The 23,841-nt window shown below is 40.4% G+C and carries 21 protein-coding genes; 9 read left to right on the top strand and 12 right to left on the bottom strand.

Features of this window, described 5'->3' with window-relative positions; all coding sequences use genetic code 11:
* Positions 1–45: 45 nt before the first annotated feature.
* On the bottom strand, positions 46–1,200 hold the full coding sequence (locus RMA94_RS11585; RefSeq protein WP_005304187.1) for an acyl-CoA dehydrogenase family protein: 1,155 nt from the start codon (positions 1,198–1,200) through the stop codon (positions 46–48).
* Between the two features lie 311 nt (positions 1,201–1,511).
* Between RMA94_RS11585 and RMA94_RS11580 the strand changes: the two genes are divergently transcribed.
* The 6 genes from RMA94_RS11580 to RMA94_RS11555 all read left to right on the top strand — a co-directional run bounded on the left by RMA94_RS11580 (position 1,512) and on the right by RMA94_RS11555 (position 8,084).
* Positions 1,512–2,300, top strand: a complete 789-nt coding sequence (locus tag RMA94_RS11580) for an enoyl-CoA hydratase (protein ID WP_110982186.1) — start codon at positions 1,512–1,514, stop codon at positions 2,298–2,300.
* A 29-nt stretch (positions 2,301–2,329) separates the two neighbouring features.
* On the top strand, positions 2,330–3,091 hold the full coding sequence (locus RMA94_RS11575; RefSeq protein WP_311082995.1) for an SDR family oxidoreductase: 762 nt from the start codon (positions 2,330–2,332) through the stop codon (positions 3,089–3,091).
* A 60-nt stretch (positions 3,092–3,151) separates the two neighbouring features.
* Positions 3,152–4,675 carry a 3-hydroxyacyl-CoA dehydrogenase gene (locus tag RMA94_RS11570; RefSeq protein ID WP_130172829.1) on the top strand — a complete coding sequence of 508 codons (1,524 nt, stop codon included), beginning with the start codon at positions 3,152–3,154 and terminating at the stop codon, positions 4,673–4,675.
* Between the two features lie 14 nt (positions 4,676–4,689).
* On the top strand, positions 4,690–5,895 hold the full coding sequence (locus RMA94_RS11565; protein WP_130172830.1) for a 3-oxoadipyl-CoA thiolase: 1,206 nt from the start codon (positions 4,690–4,692) through the stop codon (positions 5,893–5,895).
* Between the two features lie 109 nt (positions 5,896–6,004).
* A complete protein-coding gene (locus RMA94_RS11560) occupies positions 6,005–6,847 on the top strand; it encodes an IclR family transcriptional regulator (RefSeq protein WP_032052955.1) in 843 nt (280 codons plus the stop codon).
* 64 nt (positions 6,848–6,911) lie between these two features.
* A complete protein-coding gene (locus tag RMA94_RS11555; RefSeq protein ID WP_311082992.1) occupies positions 6,912–8,084 on the top strand; it encodes an MFS transporter in 1,173 nt (390 codons plus the stop codon).
* Between the two features lie 39 nt (positions 8,085–8,123).
* Here RMA94_RS11555 and RMA94_RS11550 read toward each other — a convergent pair whose 3' ends face one another.
* The gene (locus tag RMA94_RS11550) at positions 8,124–9,095 is read right to left on the bottom strand and encodes a nitronate monooxygenase family protein (RefSeq protein WP_000850362.1); all 972 of its coding nucleotides are present in this window, start codon (positions 9,093–9,095) and stop codon (positions 8,124–8,126) included.
* 229 nt (positions 9,096–9,324) lie between these two features.
* On the opposite strand from RMA94_RS11550, the gene RMA94_RS11545 reads away from it, so the two are divergent.
* A complete protein-coding gene (locus tag RMA94_RS11545) occupies positions 9,325–10,134 on the top strand; it encodes an enoyl-CoA hydratase (RefSeq protein WP_311082990.1) in 810 nt (269 codons plus the stop codon).
* Positions 10,135–10,199: 65 nt separating this feature from the next.
* On the opposite strand, the gene RMA94_RS11540 is transcribed toward RMA94_RS11545, so the two are convergent.
* Both RMA94_RS11540 and RMA94_RS11535 read right to left on the bottom strand, forming a co-directional pair.
* Complete coding sequence (locus RMA94_RS11540; protein WP_000996082.1) at positions 10,200–11,045, bottom strand: IclR family transcriptional regulator; 846 nt, start codon at positions 11,043–11,045, stop codon at positions 10,200–10,202.
* Positions 11,046–11,231: 186 nt separating this feature from the next.
* Complete coding sequence (locus RMA94_RS11535; RefSeq protein WP_311082988.1) at positions 11,232–12,449, bottom strand: CaiB/BaiF CoA-transferase family protein; 1,218 nt, start codon at positions 12,447–12,449, stop codon at positions 11,232–11,234.
* Positions 12,450–12,780: 331 nt separating this feature from the next.
* Here RMA94_RS11535 and RMA94_RS11530 point away from each other — a divergent pair, with 331 nt between their 5' ends.
* Positions 12,781–13,932 carry an acyl-CoA dehydrogenase family protein gene (locus tag RMA94_RS11530; protein ID WP_304395426.1) on the top strand — a complete coding sequence of 384 codons (1,152 nt, stop codon included), beginning with the start codon at positions 12,781–12,783 and terminating at the stop codon, positions 13,930–13,932.
* A 61-nt stretch (positions 13,933–13,993) separates the two neighbouring features.
* Positions 13,994–15,244 carry an MFS transporter gene (locus RMA94_RS11525; protein ID WP_017385555.1) on the top strand — a complete coding sequence of 417 codons (1,251 nt, stop codon included), beginning with the start codon at positions 13,994–13,996 and terminating at the stop codon, positions 15,242–15,244.
* Positions 15,245–15,459: 215 nt separating this feature from the next.
* Here the strand turns inward: RMA94_RS11525 and phnX are convergent, their stop codons facing one another.
* The 8 genes from phnX to RMA94_RS11485 all read right to left on the bottom strand — a co-directional run bounded on the left by phnX (position 15,460) and on the right by RMA94_RS11485 (position 23,765).
* Complete coding sequence (gene phnX, locus RMA94_RS11520; RefSeq protein WP_017385554.1) at positions 15,460–16,275, bottom strand: phosphonoacetaldehyde hydrolase; 816 nt, start codon at positions 16,273–16,275, stop codon at positions 15,460–15,462.
* Positions 16,276–16,311: 36 nt separating this feature from the next.
* Positions 16,312–17,499: a 2-aminoethylphosphonate--pyruvate transaminase gene (gene phnW / locus RMA94_RS11515; RefSeq protein WP_311080736.1), complete on the bottom strand. Its 1,188-nt coding sequence runs from the start codon at positions 17,497–17,499 to the stop codon at positions 16,312–16,314.
* Between the two features lie 26 nt (positions 17,500–17,525).
* On the bottom strand, positions 17,526–18,680 hold the full coding sequence (locus RMA94_RS11510; RefSeq protein ID WP_311082984.1) for a TIGR03364 family FAD-dependent oxidoreductase: 1,155 nt from the start codon (positions 18,678–18,680) through the stop codon (positions 17,526–17,528).
* Positions 18,681–18,781: 101 nt separating this feature from the next.
* A complete protein-coding gene (locus tag RMA94_RS11505; RefSeq protein ID WP_311082982.1) occupies positions 18,782–20,491 on the bottom strand; it encodes a putative 2-aminoethylphosphonate ABC transporter permease subunit in 1,710 nt (569 codons plus the stop codon).
* Complete coding sequence (locus RMA94_RS11500) at positions 20,485–21,687, bottom strand: ABC transporter ATP-binding protein (protein WP_262728796.1); 1,203 nt, start codon at positions 21,685–21,687, stop codon at positions 20,485–20,487. The genes RMA94_RS11505 and RMA94_RS11500 overlap by 7 nt, the downstream gene beginning before the upstream one ends.
* A gap of 22 nt (positions 21,688–21,709) precedes the next feature.
* Positions 21,710–22,747, bottom strand: coding sequence for a putative 2-aminoethylphosphonate ABC transporter substrate-binding protein (locus RMA94_RS11495; RefSeq protein ID WP_262728797.1), 1,038 nt, complete (start codon positions 22,745–22,747; stop codon positions 21,710–21,712).
* Between the two features lie 91 nt (positions 22,748–22,838).
* Positions 22,839–23,561, bottom strand: a complete 723-nt coding sequence (locus tag RMA94_RS11490; protein ID WP_262728799.1) for a UTRA domain-containing protein — start codon at positions 23,559–23,561, stop codon at positions 22,839–22,841.
* Between the two features lie 6 nt (positions 23,562–23,567).
* The gene (locus RMA94_RS11485; RefSeq protein ID WP_086376505.1) at positions 23,568–23,765 is read right to left on the bottom strand and encodes a hypothetical protein; all 198 of its coding nucleotides are present in this window, start codon (positions 23,763–23,765) and stop codon (positions 23,568–23,570) included.
* Positions 23,766–23,841: the final 76 nt, after the last annotated feature.

Genomic DNA, 23,841 nt, shown 5'->3' with positions numbered 1-23,841 from the left:
AGAAGGAACATGAGGCATCCAATGCCTCATGGCATTTGTTTTTTATTAGGTAGTAGCTTCCCTAATCATGTTTTTGGCAATAATAATTTGTTGAACTTGCGTGGTTCCTTCATATAAACGGAACAAACGCACATCGCGATAAAAGCGCTCAATGGCATATTCACTGATATAGCCTGCACCACCGTGAATCTGTACACAGCGGTCAGCAACGCGTCCGCACATTTCAGTTGCAAACATTTTGGCGCAAGATGCTTCTGTACTAATGTTTTCGCCATTGTCACGGCGGCGAGCTGCATCTAAAACCATACATTTAGCTGCATAAATTTCAGCTTTTGAGTCGGCAAGCATGGCTTGAATCAACTGGAAGTTTGCAATAGGTTGACCAAACTGTTTACGCTCAATCGCATAGTGCAATGCGTCGTTTAACATGCGTTCGGCAACACCCACGCTATAGGCACCAATGTGCAAACGACCTTTATCAAGTACTTTCATGGCCGTTTTAAAACCAACACCTTCTACGCCACCAATCAATGCAGAAGCAGGCACACGGCAATTTTCAAAAATCACATCACAAGTGTGCGAACCCTTTTGCCCCATTTTTTGGTCAATTTTGCCCAACGTAATGCCAGGCGTATTTGCCTCAACTAAAAAAGCTGAAATACCACCAGACCCTTTAATTTCAGGATTGGTTCGCGCCATTACGGTAAAAGTTGCAGCATGAGGTGCATTGGTAATAAAACGTTTGGTGCCGTTTAACACATAAAAATCACCGTCTTTAACTGCGCTGGTTTTTAAAGAGGCAGCATCAGAGCCAGATTCAGGCTCGGTTAAACAAAATGAACCAATAATTTCGCCACTTGCGTAACGTGGTAAATATTTCTGCTTTTGCTCTTCTGTGCCATCAATCAAAATTGCACTTGAGCCAATACCGTTATTAGTCCCAATTAAAGAACGAAAAGCTGGTGAAGTTTGTCCAAGTTCAAATGCAACTCTGACTTCCTCTTCCATAGTGATGCCTAAGCCACCATATTCTTCGGGAATTGTAAGACCGAACAAACCAAGCTCACGCATTTGCTGCACAATGTCATCCGGAATTTTGTCTTTCTCTACCACTTCGTTTTCACGAGGGATCAATTCATTTTTTACAAAATCTCGAATTGTTGAAAGTAACTGCTCCAACATCCCTTCATCACGGATCATCTGTGATCTCCCTTTTTATGTATTTCCATCGTACCCATCAGCCATCTCCAGCTAGTCTGGATACCATGTTTTAAATCTTGTTTACTGCGGATGTGTTTCATAGTACGAGAACGAAAATATAAATTTCAAGCTTTTTTGAAAATTAATTTCGTTTAACGAAATTTAAAAAATCACCATTACGAAATATCAATAACTTAGCTTATTTAATAAATCATAATTGCTCTAATGGACTAAATAAGACTTGAAATAAATTCCAAAATAAGCATCATAAAAGAAATATAGTTTTGATGTGCGAAACAAGGAATTCAAAAATGAGTGTATCAATAGGGAATAATTTCGTAGAAGTCGACTTTTCTATTCAAAAAATAGCGATTGTAAAAATAAACCGACCTGAAGCAAAAAATGCACTGAATACAGAGGTTCGCAAACAACTAGCACAAGCTTTTACCGAATTAAGCTTTAACGATGAGATCAATGCGGTTGTGCTCACAGGTGGTGAAGAAGTCTTTGCCGCAGGCGCAGATCTAAAAGAAATGGCAACAGCAACTTCCACAGAAATGTTATTGCGTCATACGGAACGTTACTGGAATGCGATTGCTCAGTGCCCTAAACCTGTGATTGCTGCTGTAAATGGCTATGCATTAGGTGGTGGCTGTGAACTTGCAATGCATGCTGACATTATTATTGCAGGTAAAGGCGCGACTTTTGGTCAACCAGAAATTAAAGTCGGTTTAATGCCGGGTGCTGGTGGTACACAACGTTTATTCCGTGCTGTCGGTAAATTCCATGCCATGCGCATGATTATGACGGGTGCCATGGTGAAAGCCGAAGAAGCTTATACCATCGGTCTTGTTTCGCAAGTCACCGAAGATGACCAAACTATTCCAACTGCGATTCAAATGGCGCAAAGCCTCGCAAAAATGCCTCCTATTGCCCTGCAACAAATTAAAGAAGTTGCCTTAATGAGCGAAGATGTTCCATTAAATGCAGGCTTAACGCTAGAACGAAAAGCATTCCAGTTGTTGTTTTCTACCGAAGATAAAAATGAAGGCGTTCAAGCTTTTATCGAAAAGCGTAAGCCGTCGTATCAAGGTAAATAATTTAAAACCATAATAACAAAGGAATGAAAATGGCCAGAAAAGTATTGATTAGTGCAGGTGGTTCAGGGATTGGACGATGCATTGCTGAAGTCTTTTTAAACAATCAGGATGAAGTTTTCGTTTGTGATATTAATGCTAAAAGCCTAGAACAATTTCAAAAAGACTATCCAAAGCTGCACATATATACCTGTGATTTAGCTGATCATGAGCAAATTAAACTCATGTTTAGTCATGCAGTTCAGAAACTTGGCGGTATTGATATTTTAGTTAATAACACAGGCATTTCAGGCCCGACTGTTGCCGCAGATGAGCTAAGTTTTGAAGATTGGAATACAGTTATAAATTTAAACCTGAATAGCACTTTTTTGATCACCCAGTTAGCCATTCCCTATTTAAAAAAAGCACAGGCAGGCGTAATTATTAATATGTCGTCTATTGCTGGTCGCTTAGGCTATCCATACCGATTGGCCTATTCCACTTCAAAATGGGGCCTGATCGGATTTACCAAAACCCTGTCCATGGAACTTGGCTCTGACAATATTCGAGTCAACGCCATTCTTCCAGGTGCGGTCGATGGTGACCGGGTTCAGCGTGTATTACAGGCCCGTGCCGATGTAGCCCATACCTCACTTGAAGAAGTGACTCAAAACGCACTGAAAAATCAGTCACTCAAATACTTTGTCGATCCAAAACATATTGCAGATTTATGCCTGTTTCTGGCCTCAGACAGCGGACGTTCAATTTCAGGCCAGATTTTACCGATTGATGGTGACAAGCAATGCCTAAGCTAAATTACCCAACCCTATTTTCCGTTTAATTTCAAATATAGATTAATCATCAGGATGATCAACATGACTTATGATATTAAAAGCATGGCTGTGATTGGTGTCGGGATTATGGGCAGCGGAATTGCCCAAATTGCTGCCCAGTCAGGCCATATCACTTATCTATACGATACCAAAGCAGGTGCAGCTGAACAGGCAAAAGATAAACTGGCAGCAACCTTCCAGAAGCTGGTCGACAAGAATAAAATCACAACTGAACAGGCGGCTGCAGCAAATAAGAACTTAGTTGTTGCACATCAACTGGAAGATTTAAAAAACTGTGACCTGATTGTAGAAGCAATTGTTGAACGTCTGGATATCAAACAAAGCTTGATGCAACAGCTTGAAGACCTTGTTTCAGACAATACTATTTTAGCATCGAACACCTCTTCTCTTTCTATTACAGCGATTGCGGCAAACTGCAAAAAACCAGAACGTGTGGTCGGTTATCATTTCTTTAATCCGGTTCCACTCATGAAAGTGGTTGAAGTCATCCGAGGTTTAAAAACTGACCCACGGATTATTGATGCTTTAAACGATCTGTCTCGTGCATTTGGTCACCGCCCTGTTGTAGCGAAGGACACCCCTGGATTTATTATTAATCACGCGGGCCGGGCTTATGGCACCGAAGCGCTCAAAATTTTAAATGAAAATGTCTGTGACATCAGTGAAATTGATCGAATTTTACGTGACGGCGTAGGATTTAGAATGGGTCCTTTTGAATTACTCGATTTAACAGGCCTTGATGTTTCGCATCCAGTCATGGAGTCGATTTATCACCAATACTATGAAGAAGCCCGCTACAAACCAAACCCGCTCACCAAACAAATGCTAGATGCCAAGCAACTAGGACGTAAGGTTAATCAAGGTTTTTATAACTATGAAACCGGTTCAAAAACAGGTGAACAACCTGCTCAGTTTGTAGAGCGTTTAGCACAATATCCAAAAGTTTGGATTGCGGCAGATTTTTTAGACGATAAAAAACAGCTCGAAGATTATTTAACTCAGCAAAATATCGCCCTAGACACCAATTCGGAACCACAAACAGATAGCTTATGTTTGCTCGCTTGTTACGGTGAAGACACAACCCAAGCGGCGACCCGCCAAGGAGTTAACCCCGAACAAGCTGTTGCTATAGATATGCTTTATGGCATTGCAAAGCACCGTACCTTAATGCCTTCACTCATTACTAAATCTGAATACCAACAAGCCGCTCACTCTATTTTCAATCTAGATGGAAATATGGTCAGCATGATTGCTGAAAGTATTGGCTTTGTTGCGCAGCGCGTTTTAGCAATGGTCATTAATTTAGGTTGCGATATTGCCCAGCAAAATATTGCAACGGTAGATGACATTAATGCCGCGGTACGTCTTGGCTTAGGCTATCCATTTGGACCAATTGAATGGGGCGATCAAGTCGGTAGCGAAAAAATCTTACTCATTCTTAACCGTATAACAGCACTTACCCATGACCCACGTTACCGCCCTAGCCCGTGGTTACAGCGTCGTGTCGCACTTCGTTTACCTCTTACTTTTACTCACGAGTCTTGAAAAGGAATTTCTTAATGTTAAATGCTTATATTTATGATGGTTTACGTAGTCCATTTGGCCGTCATGCGGGAGAACTTGCCTCAATTCGCCCTGATGATTTAGCTGCCACTATCATTCAAAAACTACTAGAAAAAACTGGTATACCGGGCGCTGATATTGAAGATGTGATTTTAGGCGACACCAACCAAGCGGGTGAAGATAGTCGTAATGTGGCACGAAATGCACTATTGCTTGCCGGTTTACCTGTCACTGTGCCGGGCCAAACGGTAAACCGCCTATGTGCTAGTGGTTTAGGCGCTGTGATTGACTCAGCACGTGCCATTACTTGTGGTGAAGGAGAACTGTATATTGCAGGTGGTGTAGAAAGTATGTCACGTGCACCCTTTGTGATGGGTAAAGCTGAAAGTGCTTATAGCCGTGATGCAAAAATTTATGACACCACCATTGGCTCTCGCTTTCCAAATAAAAAAATTATTGCTCAGTACGGCGGTCATTCAATGCCTGAAACAGGCGATAACGTTGCAGCCGACTTTGGTATTAGCCGTGAGCAAGCTGATTTATTTGCAGCTCAATCACAAGCCAAATATCAAAAAGCCAAAGAAGAAGGTTTCTTTGCCGATGAAATTACTCCAATTGAGGTTTTCCAAGGCAAAAAATTACCGCCTAAACTCGTTTCTGAAGATGAACACCCTCGTCCAAGCTCAACTGTTGAAGCGCTCACAAAGTTAAAACCGCTATTTGAAGGCGGCGTTGTCACTGCTGGTAATGCCTCCGGGATTAATGACGGTGCAGCAGCCCTGTTGATTGGTTCAGAAGCTGCGGGTCAAAAATATGGCCTAAAACCAATGGCAAAAATCTTATCAGCCGCGGCTGCGGGTATTGAACCGCGCATTATGGGTGCAGGCCCTATTGAAGCCATTAAAAAAGCAGTTACTCGCGCTGGCCTTACTTTAGATGACATGGATATTATTGAAATTAATGAAGCCTTTGCTTCACAGGTTTTATCTTGTTTAAAAGGTTTGAATGTTGATTTTAATGACCCGCGTGTGAACCCAAACGGCGGTGCGATTGCGGTTGGTCATCCACTTGGTGCCTCTGGCGCTCGTCTTGCGTTAACAGTAGCTCGCGAGCTAATACGCCGTAAGAAGAAATATGCCGTGGTGAGTCTATGTATTGGTGTAGGCCAAGGTCTTGCAATGGTGATTGAAAACGTTTCATAACCATTCAACCAGATATCCATTCATCACAACAGCGCAGTGATGAATGGATTTATTTTGCAGAGCGAAATATAATGGCAAAACTATTGCTTTAATTATATTTGAGGATCGAATGTCTCAAAACATGGAAACTGAAAAACCAATAAATTTTGATGAGATACGTTTAGATCCTATTTCGCATATACATCGGGAAAATAACCCGCAATTTATTGCTTCTTTAGCGCGCGGTTTAGAACTTTTAAGATGCTTTTCTGCAAATAATCAGGTGCTTGGTAACCAAGAATTAGCAAAAATGACAGGTTTACCTAAACCGACCATTGCACGTATTACCAATACCCTTGTGTCATTAGGTTATTTAAAACAATTGCCTAACTCGACCAAATACACACTAGATATTGGTGTCTTATCTTTAGGATACGCAGCATTATCTAACATCTCGATTCGTAATATTGCTCATCAATATATGGAAGAGATGAGCCAGTATGTTCAAGCGCCTGTGGCGATGGCAACGCGTGATCGCTTAAATATGGTGTATATCGATGTTGTGCAAATTGAAACAGCCTTAAATATGCGCCGTCCAATTGGTTCGACTTTGCCAATTCATAGTAGTTCTATGGGCCGAGCATGCTTGGCTGCGACCCCTGAACGTGAGCGCAATTTTCTACTTGATGCGTTGAAACAAAAAAATCCCGAAAACTGGCCAGCCATAAAACGCTCATTAGAACGAGCTTTCCGTGATTATCAAGATTATGGATATTGTTTGTCTTTAGGTGAGTGGCATAAAGAAGTGAACTCGGTGGCTGTACCTTTGGTCAGTTCGAAACACGGTCTTTATGTTTTTAACTGTGGTGCGCCAAGTTTTCATTTAAATCCGGAAAAACTTGAAGGTGAAATTGGACCACGTTTAATCCACATGGTGCACAATATTCAAGATGCTTTGAATGAAACGCACTAACAATCTTGCTTAAAACAGTCATGGTTGTGTTGATTAAAGTTCCACTTTCATTATGACGATAGGCATGATGAAAAACGCACTCTATACCCCAACCATTATTTTAATGGCAATTGCCGCAGGCATTTGTACAGGTGGAAATTATTTTAGTCAGCCACTTATTCACTCAATTAGTGTAAGTCTAAATTTAACTGAAACAACTACAGCGTGGGTGCCAACTCTAGCCCAAATCACCTACGCATGTGGCTTACTCTTTTTAATGCCATTAGGGGACATAATAGAAAAGCGCAAGCTGCTATTTATCTTTATGTTATTGGCTTCAAGTGGATTAATTATTAGCGGTTTTTCGCACAATATTTATCTTTTACTGCTTGGTACTGTCATTACTGGCCTATTTTCTAGTGCAGCCCAACTGTTGTTACCGCTTGCTGCAAGTCTAGTTCCAATTCAACAAAGCGGTCGTGTCGTTGGCTTTCTACTGAGTGGACTGATGATGGGGGTTTTACTCGCCCGCTCCCTTTCTGGGCTAATGTCTACACTTTTTGCATGGAATATTATTTATCTGGTCAGTGGTTTTCTGTTACTCATCATTGCCATTATTTTGCATCGTAATATCGGGTTATTTCCACCAACCAAATCTGAAAACTATGCAAAAACTATTCGCTCTTTACCACAGATTTTTATTCAAAATCGGCGGTTAAGAACCAGAACTTATATTGGTGGTTTTACATTTTCTTGTGTAAGTTTAACCTTTACCACCATGTCGTTGCTTTTGGCTCCAGCACCCTATTTTTTTAGCGACTTTACCATTGGCCTTTTCAGTTTTGTTGGGGTATTAGGGACGTTCGTTGCCAATTTTTCAGGTAAATTTATTGATCAAGGCTACATTCATAAAATTTCAATTTATTGTGGCCTCGGGCTTATTATAAGTTGGATTCTTTTTTCACTTTTACCCTACCATTTCGCTTTTTATATTATTGCCTTACTCATTCTCTACGCTTCTCTTTCTGCTGTGCATGTCACCAACCAAAGTATTGTATTTAAACTTAATCAAGAACTACGCTCACGTTTTAACGCGATTTATATGACGGGTTACTTTGCTGGCGGCGCTTTAGGCACAACGGCAGGAAGTTATGCTTGGAAACACTTCGGATGGACAGGTGTCTGTATTTTGGGTTTAATTTTTGCCGTTTTATGTCTTTATTATTGTGTACATGATGCAAAAAATCAGCACAATTAAAGCTTGTGCTGATCTTATATAAAGTAGGTTAATGGTTCGTTATAAAAGCCCTAATAATCGACCACGAATAATATCTTCTGCCTCTTTGACAATCCGGCTAACCAGTTCATCGCATGTCGGAATATCATGAATCAAGCTAGCCACTAACCCACATGACCATGCACCTGCATTTACATCGCCATCAATCATCACTTTTGGATAAACCCCTGCAACTTCTTCAATAATATCTTCAAATTTAATGTTATCGCCAAGTGCTTTTTCTTTTGCCACGATTTTTTCTACAGCAGCATTATTCATGACACGTTCTGTATTTCGCAAAGCACGCATAATTAAACGCGTGTCTCGTTCGGTTGCATTCAAAATCGCCTGTTTCACATTTGCATGTACGGGAGCTTCCTGAGTCGCAATAAAACGTGTGCCCATGTTAATCCCATCTGCTCCCATCGCTAATGCAGCAGCGAGTGAGCGTCCGTCTGCCATTCCACCTGAAGCAACAAATGGAATTTCTAATGCATCGGCTGCTAAAGGCAATAAAATCATATTAGGCACATCATCTTCACCGGGATGACCACCGCACTCGAAACCATCTACAGAAACCGCATCGCACCCAATTTGCTGAGCTTTTAAGCTATGTCGAACCGAAGTACACTTATGAATTACTTTAATACCAGCAGCCTTTAAATACGGCATGACTTGTTCAGGATTACGCCCTGCTGTTTCTACAATCTTGACTCCACCTTTAATAATTGCCTCTACAAAACCCGGATAATCAGGAGTATTCACCGTAGGTAAAAAGGTTAAATTTACCCCAAAAGGCTTGTCGGTCATTTCTCGGCAACGTGCAATTTCTTTTGCCAAATTTTCAGGCGTACGCTGAGTTAAGCCAGTAATAATGCCTAACCCGCCCGCGTTTGAAACCGCAGCTGCAAGCTCTGCAAAACCAACATAATGCATACCGCCTTGAATAATAGGATGCTCAATTTCAAATAATTCTGTAATTTTGGTCTTCATATTCTTTCCACTCACTGTTCTATAGCTAGCCTCTCATTTCCTTAGCAGGGCTAGATACTTATTTACGCATAAATCCTGTCTACATTTAAAGCGAATTAAGGTAAAATTTCACAATACAAAATTATATACCACAATATAAAACAAAATAATTGATAACGGAATAATTTTTCGATAGCATTATTTTAATGAGTTTAATTTTTAGACAGAAAGTTAGTTAAAGGAATGAATGATGCAGCAGGACAACAAAACTCAAAACCAGCTTAAAACAGGCACAATTCATGAGTATTTTGATAGAAATATACTAACGCTCACCATGAGTAATCCCACTAAAAAGAATGCAATTAATTACGAAATGTATGCGGCCCTAAGTCAGGCATTAGATGAGGCTTCAACTAATCAAGACATTCATGTGGTTGTGCTGACTGGTGAAGACTCCGCATTTACCAGCGGCAATGATGTAAACGCATTTGAAAAACGCGATACCACCAGTTCCGAACCACCCGCTTCGATTGTTTTCTTAAAAAGCTTAGCAACGTTTCCAAAACCGATTATTGCTAAAGTAAATGGTGTAGCAATTGGTATTGGCAGCACCATGCTTCTACATTGCGACCTTGTGTATGCAAGCCAAAACTCTATTTTCCAATTCCCCTTTGTGAATTTGGGACTTGTACCTGAAGCGGGTTCAAGTTACATCCTGCCAAGATTATTGGGCTTTGCTCGAGCTTCGGAAATTATTTTACTCGGTGAAAAGTTTTCGGCAGACCAAGCAAAAAATTATGGCTTGGTGAATGAAATATTTGAGGCAACTGAGCTGGATCAAGCGGTTGAAGATATGGCCATTAAACTTGCTCACAAACCAAGCCAAGCCTTACAGCTCAGCAAAAAGTTACTAAGAGATATGCCAATTGATGATCTACTCAATCGTATTGATCATGAGTCGACTATTTTCTCGCGTTGTTTGCAAGGTTCCGAGTTTAAAGAAGCATTAAGTGCTTTCAAAGAAAAACGGAAACCGAACTTTCACAGCCAAACAGCCTAAAACTCACCCACTAAAAAGCCAGCATTGAAGATCAAAGCTGGCTTTTATAAATAAATCAAATACGTTTAGCTAATCTCGGTACGAATATTATTCACCATGTGTAAAAGACGCGGTGCAATATCTTCTTCAAGTTTTTCACGGTTCATAATAAAACTTGGACCACCACAGTTGAACACCAGCAAACCATGTTGTTCATGAATCAGTGGAACTGCAACCGAATTGACATCTTTATGCCATTCACCGATTGAAAAACAGTATCCAAAATCTTGGTAATCTTTGAAAGCTTTATCTAGATCACGGTTAATTTTGATCCAGTCTTCTTTGTGTTTGCTACGGATGGCATCAAGTAAAAATTCTCTTTCGTCTTCAGGCATTGCAGCTAAACATGCACGCCCCATAGAACTTAAATGAATCGGTAAATAAGTTCCGACTTGACGGCGCATGGTCATATTGCCTTTACCTTGTACCACATCAAGGTAAATCATATTCAGTCGATCGCGTGTTGCCATGGCTACAGCAGCGCCAGCATAGTCTGCCAAATTTTTCATATATGGATGAGCAATAGAGCGAATCGACACGTTAGACAGCATGGAATAACCAAACGCAAGAACGCCAACTGAAAGCTGGAATTTGCTTGAGTTAGGTACTTGTTTGATATAACCCAAACGCGACAAGGTATGTGTGAGGCGAGTAATGGTTGGTTTTGGCAAACCTGTCATCTGAGCAAGCTCTTGGTTACCCAAATGCTGATGCTTCGGTGTAAAACAACGTAATAGCTCTAAACCACGTGCTAATGCAGTAATAAATTGGCGATCATTTTCATCTTGCATGTCTTCAATCGGATGTAATAATTCATGCCTTAAAGGCGCTAATAATTTTTCTGTCTGTTCTGCATCAACTGCATCGTTCATTGTCATACCAATCCATATTTTGTTTCGCACTGCGAAAATTATAATCTATTTTTTCTATAAATAGCAAAAGAGCAAACATCCGAGTCTGCATCTAAAAGATAACTCCATTTAACTCATTAAAGCGAAAGATTAAATATTTTATTTTCTGATTTTAAATATAATTTTAACCTTCCGCTTTTAAGCCACCTACCCAATTACACCTTTTTCTTTGAGCTCAGCCAGCTTTTCTGAAGAAACCACTCTTCCCAAAACGGCCTGCGTATGTTCACCCAACAGCGGCGGTGCTGTTTTGTATTCAACGGGTGTTCTAGAAAGTTTGATTGGTGACCCAATTACCTTCAGTTTTTCACGCTGAGGATGGTTCATCTCGACTAACATTTCACGGGCAATCACTTGCGGCTCTTGAAAAGCTTGTTCCAAGTTATTGATTACACCTACGGGAACTTTAGCCGCATAGATTGCATCTACCCATTCATCTGCTGTTTTTGTTAAAAAGTGAGTTTGTAAAATCTCGATAATTTCATCACGATGTTTGATTCGATCTGCATTTCTGGCAAAACGCGCATCATTTGGTAAATCGGGCAACCCAATACTACGACAGAGTTGAATAAACTGAGTGTCATTTCCACATGCAATAATAAAATCACGGTCAGAAGCTTTGAACACTTGATAAGGCACAATATTAGCGTGTGCATTGCCATAACGTTTAGGGATATTTCCTGATGATAAATAATTCATTCCCTGATTCGCCATTGTGGCAATTTGAACATCAAGCAAAGCCATATCAATGTATTGGCCTAAACCCGTCACATGACGGTTGAGTAAAGCAGCCTGTATGGCAATCGTAGAATAAAGTCCTGTAGCTAAATCAGAAAATGCGACCCCTACTTTTTGTGGACCACCGCCGGGCAAATCATCACGCTCACCCGTAACAGACATGAGTCCGCCCATGCCCTGAATAATAAAGTCATAACCAGGTTCTTCTGCTCTTGGGCCATTTTGACCAAAACCTGTAATTGAGCAATACACCAGTTTAGGGTTAATCGCAGATAAAGATTCGTAGTCCAAACCGTATTTTTTTAAAGAACCCGCTTTGTAGTTTTCAATCACGACATCGGTGTCTTGAATGAGAGCTTTAATCAATTCTTGGCCATCAGAACTCGCAATGTCGATAGCAACAGATAGTTTATTGCGGTTGGTAGACTGATAATATGCAGCTTCTTGAGTGTCTTGGCCAGAATCATCTTTCATCCAAGGTGGCCCCCAAGAACGGGTGTCATCACCGACTCTTGGTCTTTCAATCTTAATTACTTCTGCACCTAAATCTGCAAGAATCTGTCCACACCAAGGCCCAGCCAATACCCGACTTAAGTCAAGCACCCGAATTCCATTTAAAGCACCCATCTTCATCCCACTATATTTTGTGACTCATTTCCTATAGGAAAACTTATCCATTTAAAATTTCGCATAGCGATATATATTTTTAATATACACAGCTCTTTTGAAAAATCAAACTTTAATTTTCCACTAAAAATAATGATTTTTTATAAGAAAATATAGCTTAAATAAATCAATAAATTAGCCAAACATAAATCAACAACAAAGTATCGCATTGCGAAATTAATTTTCAAAATATATTGTTTTGCGTTCATCCTTTGATTACTATCGCTTCAAATATTGGTGATTTTACGAACATCACATTGATGTTTTCTGCATGTAGTAAAAGGACGAGACTATGATTCGAGATCAGGAAACCTTAAATCAACTTGTTGATATGATTCGACAATTTGTTGAAGGTGTATTAATTCCTCATGAGAATGAAGTCGCTGAAACGGATGAAATTCCTCAAGATATCGTTGAGCAAATGAAAGCTCTCGGTTTATTTGGTTTAACCATTCCTGAAGAGTACGAAGGTCTTGGCCTGACGATGGAAGAAGAAGTCTATGTGGCTTTTGAATTAGGTCGTACCTCTCCTGCTTTTCGCTCTCTCATTGGGACCAATAATGGCATTGGCTCAAGTGGCCTGATTATTGATGGGACCGAAGCACAAAAATCATTTTTCTTGCCACGTTTAGCACGTGGTGAAGTGATCAGTTCTTTTTGCTTAACCGAACCGGATGCAGGTTCTGATGCTGCCTCTTTAAAAACCACCGCTGTAAAAGACGGTGACTTTTACATTTTAAATGGTACTAAACGCTTTATCACCAATGCTCCTCACGCTGGTGTATTTACAGTCATGGCACGTACAAACCCTGATATTAAAGGCACTAGTGGTATTTCTGCTTTTATTGTCGATAGCCAAACTCCGGGCATTTTTCTTGGCAAACGCGATAAAAAAATGGGGCAAAAAGGCGCACATACCTGTGATGTGATTTTTGAAAATTGTCGTATTCCTGCTTCGGCACTCATTGGTGGTGTTGAAGGTGTTGGTTTTAAAACTGCGATGAAAGTACTCGATAAAGGCCGTTTGCATATTGCGGCTTTGAGTGTCGGCGCAGCAACACGAATGCTAGACGATTCTTTAAATTACGCCATCGAACGCAAGCAATTTGGACAACCGATTGCCGAATTTCAACTCATTCAAGCCATGCTTGCCGACTCAAAAGCTGAAATTTATGCAGCTAAATGTATGGTCTTAGACGCTGCACGCCTACGCGATGCAGGTCAAAACGTTAGCACCGAAGCCTCATGCGCAAAAATGTTTGCAACAGAAATGTGTGGCCGCGTTGCTGATCGCTGCGTACAAATTCACGGCGGCGCGGGTTACATCAGTGAATACGCCATTGAACGTTTTTATCGAGATGTTCGTTTGTTCCGTCTCTATGAAGGGACCACTCAAATTCAACAAATGATTATTGCCCGAAACATGATTCGCGCTGCGTCTTAATCAAATTTTAAGCGCTTCAAAACGACTTGAAGTGCTTTTTATCAAATGTAGGTAATGGATTATGGCTACAAATTACAAAGAAGGTCTTTCCCGTATACAGCCTCATACGTGGAAAATAGCATTTATTTTTGCATTTCTAGCACTGTTGGTAGATGGGGCAGATTTGATGCTACTGTCTTATAGCTTAAATAGTATTAAGGCAGATTTTGGATTAAGTTCAGTACAAGCAGGTATGCTTGGCAGTTTCACATTGGCAGGCATGGCTGTTGGTGGAATTTTTGGGGGATGGGCGTGCGATAAATTTGGTCGTGTGCGCATTGTGGTTATTTCTATTTTAATTTTCTCACTCCTCACCTGTGGCTTAGGTTTCACCCAAAGCTTTCTTCAGTTTGGTATTTTAAGATTTTTTGCATCACTGGGTTTGGGTTCACTTTATATTGCCTGTAATACCCTCATGGCCGAATATGTCCCAACCCGTTACCGCACCACAGTACTGGGTACCCTACAAGCTGGCTGGACGGTTGGCTATATTGTTGCGACCTTACTTGCAGGCTGGATTATTCCTGATCATGGCTGGCGCATGCTGTTTTATGTTGCGATTATTCCTGTTGTTATTGCTTTCCTCATGCATATTCTTGTACCGGAACCAGAAGCATGGCAAAAGTCTCGACTACAACAACCTGTTGTGGCTCAAAATGCTCTAAAAACCTCGGCATTTAAGCTTATTTTCCAAGATAAACGAAACCGTAATATGTTTATCCTATGGGCGCTAACGGCAGGCTTTTTACAGTTTGGCTACTATGGCGTAAATAACTGGATGCCTTCATACCTTGAAAGTGAACTCGGTATGAAATTTAAGGAAATGACTGCCTATATGGTAGGTACATATACCGCGATGATTTTGGGTAAAGTTCTTGCGGGCATGATGGCCGATAAATTAGGACGTCGTTTTACCTATGCTTTTGGTGCAATCGGCACTGCTATTTTCCTACCTTTAATTGTTTTTTATAACTCTCCAAGCAACATTTTATATTTACTGGTGACCTTTGGTTTCCTCTACGGCATCCCGTATGGCGTAAATGCCACCTATATGACCGAAAGCTTTGCAACAGCAATCCGCGGTACAGCCATTGGTGGTGCTTATAACGTCGGACGTTTAGGTGCTGCTTTAGCCCCTGCAACGATTGGTTTCTTAGCCTCTGGCGGTTCAATTGGTTTAGGTTTTGTCGTGATGGGTGCTGCCTACCTAATTTGTGGCGTGATACCAGCCCTATTTATTAAAGAAAAATTATATGACCCTCAAAAGTCATAAAAAGATCTATCACATAGGTCATATGCCTATCTGATTGATGGTGCTAACAATCGAAACATGTGTTTTAAATCGTTAGCCGGAAATAAGGAATTTACTCCTCAAAGTTACTCCTTATTTCCACATATGTAGAGTGTATCTACTCTTCATTTTAATTTTTTAGGTAAGCTTAGCTCCCAAGGGAGCTAAGCTTAAGAATATATAAACCTAAACTTTGTTTAAGGTCGTTCACCCTGCCCCAAACGGCGTTCAATATCATCGAGTACATTTGGCAAATCAGCGACACTATCAATCACATAGTGAGCACCCGACGCATTCATTTTTTGGTATGCCTTATCTTTTAGCACAATCTGTTCATCAGCCGATAATGCACTCCACTCTTCATAGCTCAAGCCGACTTCATTACCACTAATCGCAAGTCCTACTGTCCAGCACCCTGCGTTTAAACCTTCGTCAATACCCACCACGGTATCATCTACTTTTACAACGGTTTTAATATCGGATACATCGAGTTGAATTAAGTTCTTCCACAACATTTCAGGATATGGACGACCATATTTCACGTCACTTGCCGTAACGATACAGTCCGGTCGATAGCCCTGATCGGCAGCATCTTTGACCAAACGACCAATCATCATGGATGCATATCCTGTATTACTACCAATTTTTGCACCACGCTTTTTAATATTTTCAAACGTTTCTAATGCACCCGGAATTAAAGCAGAACATTTCGGAATAGAATTTAACTGGTACGGAATAAAGTCTTTATATAAACGGTCAATATCTGCTTCAGTTGCCGCCTGACCATATACTTCCTGCCATGCAGTCGCTACACGCGGCATTTTTAAAACTGCTGCAATATGGTCACGTTTTTCTAAACCCATTGGCGCACGCGCCTCTTCGACCGTAATTTCAATTTTATTGTCTTTAAATAAAGCCATAAAAGCCAAAATCGGTGCGCGTGAACCAAAATCTACAGTTGTGCCAGCCCAGTCAAAAACCACAGCCTGAATTTGTGTATTGTTGGTCGTCATGGTGTATTCCCTTTAATTCAAATGTTTTAATAAAAATTATGCTGTTACAGCTTGATTTAGATGGTTTTCACAGTAGCTCGCAATCGCAGCAAGAAGCCCTTCAATGTCATGAATATAAACTTCGCCAATATTGCCAATACGGAAACAATTAAGGTCAGTGACTTTGCCCGGATAAATTACATAACCTGATTTTTTCAGGGTTTCGTAGAAGGACTGAAAGCTAAATGTCTCGGCTGTTGGGTAAAGGAATGTGGTAATAATGGGTGATTGGGGTGCTTGATTGCCTAATACCAATTCAAAGCCTAGTTGTTGCATACCTTTAGATAAGGTTTGTTGGCTCTGTAAATAACGTTGATAACGTGCAGCAACACCGCCTTCTGCCTCAAGCTCAAGTAAGGCTTGATAAAAAGCACGCACCACATGGGTTGGCGAAGTAAAACGCCATTTACCGTTATGCTGCTCCATCGTATTCCACTGGTCATACAAATCGAGACTTACTGAACGAGCTAAACCTTTACATGCTTCTAGGCAATCACGCTTTGCCAAAATAAAACCAAAACCCGGAACACCTTGAATACATTTATTTGCACTTGAAATTAGAAAATCAATTTCAAGCTCAGCAATATCCATAGGCACACCACCAAATGAACTCATGGCATCCACAATCCAGATTTTTCCTGCCGCTTTAACTAAACAGCCAATGTCATGAATCGGGTTTAAAATTCCTGTGGTGGTTTCACAGTGCACACAAGCAACATGGCTAATGGTTTTATCTTTTAAAACGTGCTCAATTTCTTGTAAATCTGGTGCTTGGGTTTCTAAATAGTTCAGCTCAATCACTTTAATATTTAAGCAACGCGCCATTTCCACCATACGTGCACCATATGCGCCGTTATTAATGATCAAGATTTTGCCATCACGCGGAATAGCTGACCCAAGTACAGACTCCACAGCAAAACTTCCACTGCCTTGCATTAACACAGCCGTATATTTTTCAGGTTGGCTGGTTGCCAAGTTGGCCAGTCGATTACGAATATCTTGTACCAGCGAGTTGTATTCTTGGTCCCAAGTACACCAATCTTTTTGCATGGCACGACGTACTGTTGCCGATGTTGATAATGGTCCTGGAGTAAGAAGCAAATATTTGTTCTCTAAATCCATATCGAGTTGGGGTTGCATGTTCATAATGTTACTCATTTCTTTTGCGTTCATTTCAATATACATCAATCTGGTTTAAACCAGATGACAAACTAGTAAATATTTTGTTCTAATACTTCTTTCATAAATCCGGCCCCTGTGGTCATGCCTTTGCCAGCAATCGCACTCACCAGAAAGATATTTTTTTCAGCTTCAGTGACGCAGGCCAACTCATGTTCATGGGTCAGGTAATAACCATTCCAACGTTTTTGAATTGGAGTTAAAGTCAGCCCTAGTTTTTGGCGGCAGTACGTTTGAATAAACTCATTAATCTCTTCACGCTGCTCGAACTGAGGCGCTTCATTAATCGGATGATATTCGTGACTATCGCCTACGATCAGTTGGCCAAATTCGTTTTGTTTAATCAGAATATGAATACCGAATTCTTTTATGAATCCCTGTTGTGACGCTTTAACCAACTCCGCATGACTTGGGCAAATTTCAAAAGCTGGATAACGTGAAATAGATAAGCCTGAATAAAGAGAAGCATTTAATTTTTGTTGAAATGGTTGAGTCAGCGCCATTTGTAAGCCACAACGTTTCAAGTTCAAACTTTGTAAGAGATCTGGATATAAAACCTCGATGACTTCACCGTGGCAGATCAAAACTTTATTTGCCCGAAAAGTCATACTATTTGCCAAACTAACCCGACAGCTTTCCTGCTGATATTGGGTTTGAACGACACAGGCATTGGTATAAATCTCTACACCTTGACTTTGTGCATATGCCAATAGTCGTTGCCCAACCACATGAGGTTCAACCGAATAATCTTCCTCAAAAACCAAACCACCTTGAAACTGCTGCTCCGGGTTTAAATAGGAAAATTGGGTGACCAGCTCATCATGACTTCGTAAATGCACAGGTATTTGGTAATTATTTGCACGCTCGGCAAACTCATTTAAAACCTGCCATTCAAGTGCCGTGTTTGCCAGATAGACACCTTGGCGTTGAGCAAACGAAATATCGGCTTCAGCCTGAATGCGTTGATAAAAAGAACGCGTTTCAAGAGCGTACTTTCGCCACTGTTGCTCTGGATGGGTTAAGGTCGAAGTTCCGACCATGCCAAAATTACGGCGAGTTGCGCCCACAGGCTTGGCATTTTTCTCGAAGATACAAACTTTTAAGCCTTGTTCTTGTGCCTGTATGGCAGCGGATAGACCTAAAATACCGGCTCCGACAACAATTAAATCAAACTGTGCGTTATTCATAAGACTTCCAATTTGCGAAATTTAGGATGAATAAACCCTTGCCTTGTTGAACAAAGCATTTCGTTTCAGTCGGTTAAATAAAAATTGTGTTTAGTTAAAGCTTAGTGAGAGCTTTCACGCCATTGCTGACTTCTTGCCATAATTTTTCGGGTAAATAACCAGTGAATGAGTTTTACAACACATGAGGTGGTTAAAATTAGAATGCTCATGGCAACAGCAGCAACCGTATCTCCTGCATCATCCATATTTAAAACAGCTACCGCAGCTAAACTGGTGTCTGGTGAATAAAGGAAAATCGCAGCCGACACAGTCGTCATGGCATTCACAAAAATATAGACCGATACATCGCATAGCGCTGGAAAACACATGGGCAAATACACTTTCCAAAAGGTTTTCCACTTCGATGTTCCTAGAGTTTCTGCTGCCTGATCGAGCTGTAGCGGAATCTGTTTAATCGCATTGGTTAATGTGAGATGTGGCACGGTGTAATAATGCACAATGGTTGAAATCACCAAAATAGTCATGGTTCCATACAACACATTTAACGGGTTACTTTGCTGGTTAAAAAACAAAATGTAAGCAATACCTAGAACCAGCCCCGGCACAGCAAGGGGTAATAAAACCAAAGCTTGCACATAGTTTTTAATAAATGGATGTGCCTTAAAACGTTCGGTTAATAACGCCACCATAAAAATGAGTGCTGTTCCAAAAACCGTACTAAAGAGTGCCATGCGAACTGAGTTAAAGTATGCTGCCCAACCGCCGCCATCGACATATTCAAAACTGTAATGAGCTAAGGTCAAAGACAAATCATAAGGCCAAGACTGAATGAATGAAGCGAGCACTGCCGTAAAGATAATCAGTAAAATCGCACCTGAAACTAAACCACAAAATAAGCTCAGAACGACTTCAAGTTTTTTATTCGATGCTGAAACATAAGGTTTAGCCTGAAAAGCTTGAAACCGTGCATGGCGTTTGCTTTGAATACGATCGAAAATGAATACAAAAACTGCTGGTAACAACAACAAGATGGAAATCACTGCACCCATGCTCATATTTTGCTGACCAATAATCTGTTTATAGACATCAAGCGCCATCATGTTAAATGAACCGCCAATGACTTTTGGAATCCCAAAATCGGTCAGTACATAAATAAAAGCCACCAGACTTGCACTGATGAGTCCATACCGAATTGCAGGTAATGTGACGTGATAATGCGTCTTCCAAATATTTTTGCCGAGCGACAAAGACGCCTCAATTAAACGCTGATCGACACTGCGAAAAGACACCATCATCAACATTAAAATTGCTGGAAATAGCCAAAAGCAGTAACTGATTAAAATACCGATTGGACCATAAATTTGTATATCGCCCAGCAAAGGTTTAAACACACCTTGCTTACCAAACAAATAAACCAGTGCCAAAGAAGGCAAAAGTGACGGCGCTAAAATCGGTAAAAAAGCCACCAGTTTAAAGAAGCCTTTGCCTTTTATATTCACATTGGTGAGAGCAAAAGCATAAATACTGGCAAGAAATACTGTAATGACGGTAGCAGCACAAGCAACCCACACCGAGTTAAATACAGAGCTGAGTAAAGCTGGACTTGCAAAATAGTTATAAAAATTTTTAAGACCAACAAAATTTTGATTTTCATCAAAAAATGCGGTTTCAAACAGCATCATTAAAGGAGCAATAATTGCTAAAGTCAAAGCGATTGCGACGGCAGCTAAAGCAATATTTGATCTTAATGAATATTCAGTTTTTCGACGCGGCTGTGTTTTTAAAACCGCTGAAGCAGCTTCATTTAACATAGTGCGTACCCTTGTTCGTCAAAGACATGAATGAGCTGATTAGGCACTTTTATAAACATCAGTTCTTGCAAAGATTTGAACTTGGTATTTTCAATTTCAATTTGCAAAAGGTGCTTTGCCTGCTCAATTCCATCGATATGAATAGTGCAAAACAAACGACGTTTTGCGCCTAAAAATTCAGTGCTTATTACTTTAACTGGCAAATACAACGATTCTTTATCACTACCAAAATCATCAACTAACTCGACTGCTTCGGGTCTAAAACCAATGCTGTAATTTTCCCCAGCTTTAAGTTTTTGCTGTTCAAAATTTAGAGCAATAAAACCTAAAACCTCGAGCTGATTAACTACCGAACAAGTGGCTTCTAAAAAATTCATGGTGCCAATAAACTTGGCAACGAATTGGGTTTGTGGCTTGTAATAAATATTGTGCGGTGTATCAATCTGCTCAATGACGCCATGATTCATCACCACCACACGGTCAGAAATGCTTAATGCTTCTTCTTGATCGTGTGTGACCATAATGGTTGGCAAATTAAGCTGCGTTTGAATCGAACGGATCTTTTGTCTTAGGTTTAGACGTACTTGTGCATCGAGAGCAGACAATGGTTCATCCAGTAGTAAAATATCTGGATTCGGAGCAATTGCCCGAGCAAGCGCAACACGTTGCTGCTGCCCACCCGACAATTGGTTTGGATATTTTTTAGCAATATCGGGTAATTCAATCAGTTCTAATAACTGTTGAACCCTTTGACTACACTGTGTCTTATCCCATTTCTTTTTGTCTAAGCCAAACGCAATATTTTCTTCAACGTTTAAGTTTGGAAATAACGCATAGTTCTGAAACACAATGCCACATTGACGCTTTTCAGCACTCAACAACGTAATGTCTGCGCCCTTTTTTATAACCTTTCCATAATCAGGTTTTTCTAGACCCGCAATTATGCGTAGCAATGTGGTTTTACCGCATCCAGAAGGTCCCAAAAAGCTCACGAACTCGCCAGCTTTCAGGTCTAAATTAATATGCGTTAGGGCCTGAAAGTGTTGGAACTTTTTTTGTATATCCACCACTTCTAAAACCGACGGACCATGTTCAGGATATTTATAGGTCGTTAATGACGACAGTAAATGCCCTGCTAACTCACCCTTCTGGTTTTGACCTAGCAGCGATGATTGCAATGACGAAGGAATTTGCATAATGAGGCCCTTATCCAAAAGATCACTTTTCAAAACGCTTTGACCATTCAGCCAAAATACGTTCACGCTGCTCGGCCGCCCAATAAAAATCATTTTTCACAAGCATTTGAGAAAGATTTTTCGGGAAGTCCATAGTGGTATTTTCAATGCCTTTATAGGCCACCATTGAAAAGTTATGGGCATAGGCTTCATTTGCTGCTTTGCTTACCGACCAATTTATAAATTTCTGTGCACTGCTTAATTTTTTGGTTCCTTTCACAATTGCTGAAGCTTCCATTTCCCAGCCTAAACCTTCTTTTGGATAAACCACTTCTAAAGGCGCGCCCTCTGCTTTTAATTTAAAGGCTGGATAGCCGAAAGAAACACCAATTGGGATTTCGCCCTGTGCTGCCATCTTGCAAGGTTTTGAACCCGAATGAGGATATTGTGAAATGTTTTTATCTAAAGCCTGTATATAGTCCCATGCCTGCTTTTCGCCCCAAATTTGCATCCAAGCCGTGACATCTAAATAGCCTGTGCCACTCGAAGCCGGATTTGGCATCACAATCAGGTTTTTATAAATGGGGTTGGTTAAATCTTTCCAAGTTTTTGGAATTGGTAACTTACGCTTTTCTAATTCGACTTTATTTACACAGATTGCAGATTCCCATGCATCCATACCCGTCCAAGTCGGTACAGGTTTTTGACTTACAAATTCTGGTTTTAAATTTTGGACACTTTCAGGTTTAAAAGGCTCAAGCATGTCTTTTTTTTCCATGACCAGCAAACTGGTTAAAGCCACACCAAAAATCACGTCCGCTTGTGGGTTTTTCTGCTCTGCCAAAAGTTTAGCGGTGATCACCCCTGTTGAATCACGTACCCATTTTACTTTGAGTTCAGGATAGGCTTTATGTAATTCTTCTTGGTATTGCTTAAGTTGGTCGGCTTCCACTGCCGTATAGACTGTAATTTCTTCTGATTGTTTTGATGTTGCTGATGAACATCCCATTTGAATAGCGACCACTACACCTAAAACTGATGCAGTGCCGAGTTTAATTGTCTGTTGAACGTACTTTTTCATCTGCAAACCATCGAATGCAATTATTTGATGATCGTATTTCAACAGCTTTATATGACAGTTTAATTAATCTGGTTTAAACCAGATTGTATTTTTATGCTCGCGCTTCAAAATGCAAATCTAAAACATCATGTAGCCAATATTCTTGGTCGACATCAGTAATCACGCCTTCTTCATTTCTATTACTACGACGAATATATAAACCCAGTGCGCCCACATTGACATGCAGTGCTTTGGCCTGCTGTTCCGATAAAGCGGTTGGATACAGATTAATGTCGGCTCTAGTGATATGGCAGTCATATTGTTTTGCCATCAGTAAAGTAATCGATTGCTTAAGATCATGAGTTAAAAACTCAGGGAAAAACTGGGCATTCACACGTAAATGCTCAACCAAAACAGGTCGTCCATTAATACAACGACGTCGCCAAACTGAATAAATCGGATGCCCTTTTTCAACTTTTAAATGCTTGGCATCCCAAGAAGTAGCCTGTGTTAGCTCACTCGAAATCACTTCTGTCGAAGGTTCATAGCCTTGTTCAATCACAAACTGATTAAAGTTTTTGGTAGATTGCGGGTGATAAATAATACGAGGAGAACGAACATACCAACCACGGCGATCTAAGCGATAAATCAAACCATCAGTTTCTAAAGCCAACAAAGCTTCACGTGCAGCAACACGAGTGGTTTGGAATTGTTCAGAAAGCACCCTTTCCGAAGGGAGTTTTGCGTGGGCTTTTAATACGCCAGATTCAATATCGTGGGCAATTGCATCGCGGATAGGAATATATTTAGGTATGCGAGCTTGGTCCTGTTCCATACAAACTTAGAATTTATAAATAAAGAAATTAATAGCAATATACTGAAAAAATATGACAAAAGCTTTTATTAATGCTGATCTTTTAAGCAAAACGCGTCCTATTCCCCGCTTTTTCCAATTCATTTTTTCATAAAAAATGGTGGGTTTACCGATGGCTTCGCAAAACTTTCCGTAGCTCATTTGTTCATCAAGAAAAATCGGCATGACCTAGCCATTACCTCATATTTAATTAGACACTTTTTAAGATAAAAATTCATATTTCTGTACGGACTCTTACACA

Source organism: Acinetobacter sp. V115_6 (assembly GCF_031799025.1).
Classification (GTDB): Bacteria; Pseudomonadota; Gammaproteobacteria; order Pseudomonadales; family Moraxellaceae; genus Acinetobacter; species Acinetobacter pittii.
The sequence above is the reverse complement of the archived record's forward strand: the minus strand, read 5'-3'. Positions and strand labels throughout refer to the sequence as shown.

Bases quoted from the DNA above. Each gene is read 5' to 3' on its own strand.
- RMA94_RS11585 (WP_005304187.1), bottom strand. From the start codon at position 1,200: ATGATCCGTGATGAAGGGATGTTGGAGCAGTTACTTTCAACAATTCGA.
- RMA94_RS11580 (WP_110982186.1), top strand. From the start codon at position 1,512: ATGAGTGTATCAATAGGGAATAATTTCGTAGAAGTCGACTTTTCTATT.
- RMA94_RS11575 (WP_311082995.1), top strand. From the start codon at position 2,330: ATGGCCAGAAAAGTATTGATTAGTGCAGGTGGTTCAGGGATTGGACGA.
- RMA94_RS11570 (WP_130172829.1), top strand. From the start codon at position 3,152: ATGACTTATGATATTAAAAGCATGGCTGTGATTGGTGTCGGGATTATG.
- RMA94_RS11565 (WP_130172830.1), top strand. From the start codon at position 4,690: ATGTTAAATGCTTATATTTATGATGGTTTACGTAGTCCATTTGGCCGT.
- RMA94_RS11560 (WP_032052955.1), top strand. From the start codon at position 6,005: ATGTCTCAAAACATGGAAACTGAAAAACCAATAAATTTTGATGAGATA.
- RMA94_RS11555 (WP_311082992.1), top strand. From the start codon at position 6,912: ATGATGAAAAACGCACTCTATACCCCAACCATTATTTTAATGGCAATT.
- RMA94_RS11550 (WP_000850362.1), bottom strand. From the start codon at position 9,095: ATGAAGACCAAAATTACAGAATTATTTGAAATTGAGCATCCTATTATT.
- RMA94_RS11545 (WP_311082990.1), top strand. From the start codon at position 9,325: ATGCAGCAGGACAACAAAACTCAAAACCAGCTTAAAACAGGCACAATT.
- RMA94_RS11540 (WP_000996082.1), bottom strand. From the start codon at position 11,045: ATGAACGATGCAGTTGATGCAGAACAGACAGAAAAATTATTAGCGCCT.
- RMA94_RS11535 (WP_311082988.1), bottom strand. From the start codon at position 12,449: ATGGGTGCTTTAAATGGAATTCGGGTGCTTGACTTAAGTCGGGTATTG.
- RMA94_RS11530 (WP_304395426.1), top strand. From the start codon at position 12,781: ATGATTCGAGATCAGGAAACCTTAAATCAACTTGTTGATATGATTCGA.
- RMA94_RS11525 (WP_017385555.1), top strand. From the start codon at position 13,994: ATGGCTACAAATTACAAAGAAGGTCTTTCCCGTATACAGCCTCATACG.
- phnX (WP_017385554.1), bottom strand. From the start codon at position 16,275: ATGACGACCAACAATACACAAATTCAGGCTGTGGTTTTTGACTGGGCT.
- phnW (WP_311080736.1), bottom strand. From the start codon at position 17,499: ATGTATATTGAAATGAACGCAAAAGAAATGAGTAACATTATGAACATG.
- RMA94_RS11510 (WP_311082984.1), bottom strand. From the start codon at position 18,680: ATGAATAACGCACAGTTTGATTTAATTGTTGTCGGAGCCGGTATTTTA.
- RMA94_RS11505 (WP_311082982.1), bottom strand. From the start codon at position 20,491: ATGTTAAATGAAGCTGCTTCAGCGGTTTTAAAAACACAGCCGCGTCGA.
- RMA94_RS11500 (WP_262728796.1), bottom strand. From the start codon at position 21,687: ATGCAAATTCCTTCGTCATTGCAATCATCGCTGCTAGGTCAAAACCAG.
- RMA94_RS11495 (WP_262728797.1), bottom strand. From the start codon at position 22,747: ATGAAAAAGTACGTTCAACAGACAATTAAACTCGGCACTGCATCAGTT.
- RMA94_RS11490 (WP_262728799.1), bottom strand. From the start codon at position 23,561: ATGGAACAGGACCAAGCTCGCATACCTAAATATATTCCTATCCGCGAT.
- RMA94_RS11485 (WP_086376505.1), bottom strand. From the start codon at position 23,765: ATGCCGATTTTTCTTGATGAACAAATGAGCTACGGAAAGTTTTGCGAA.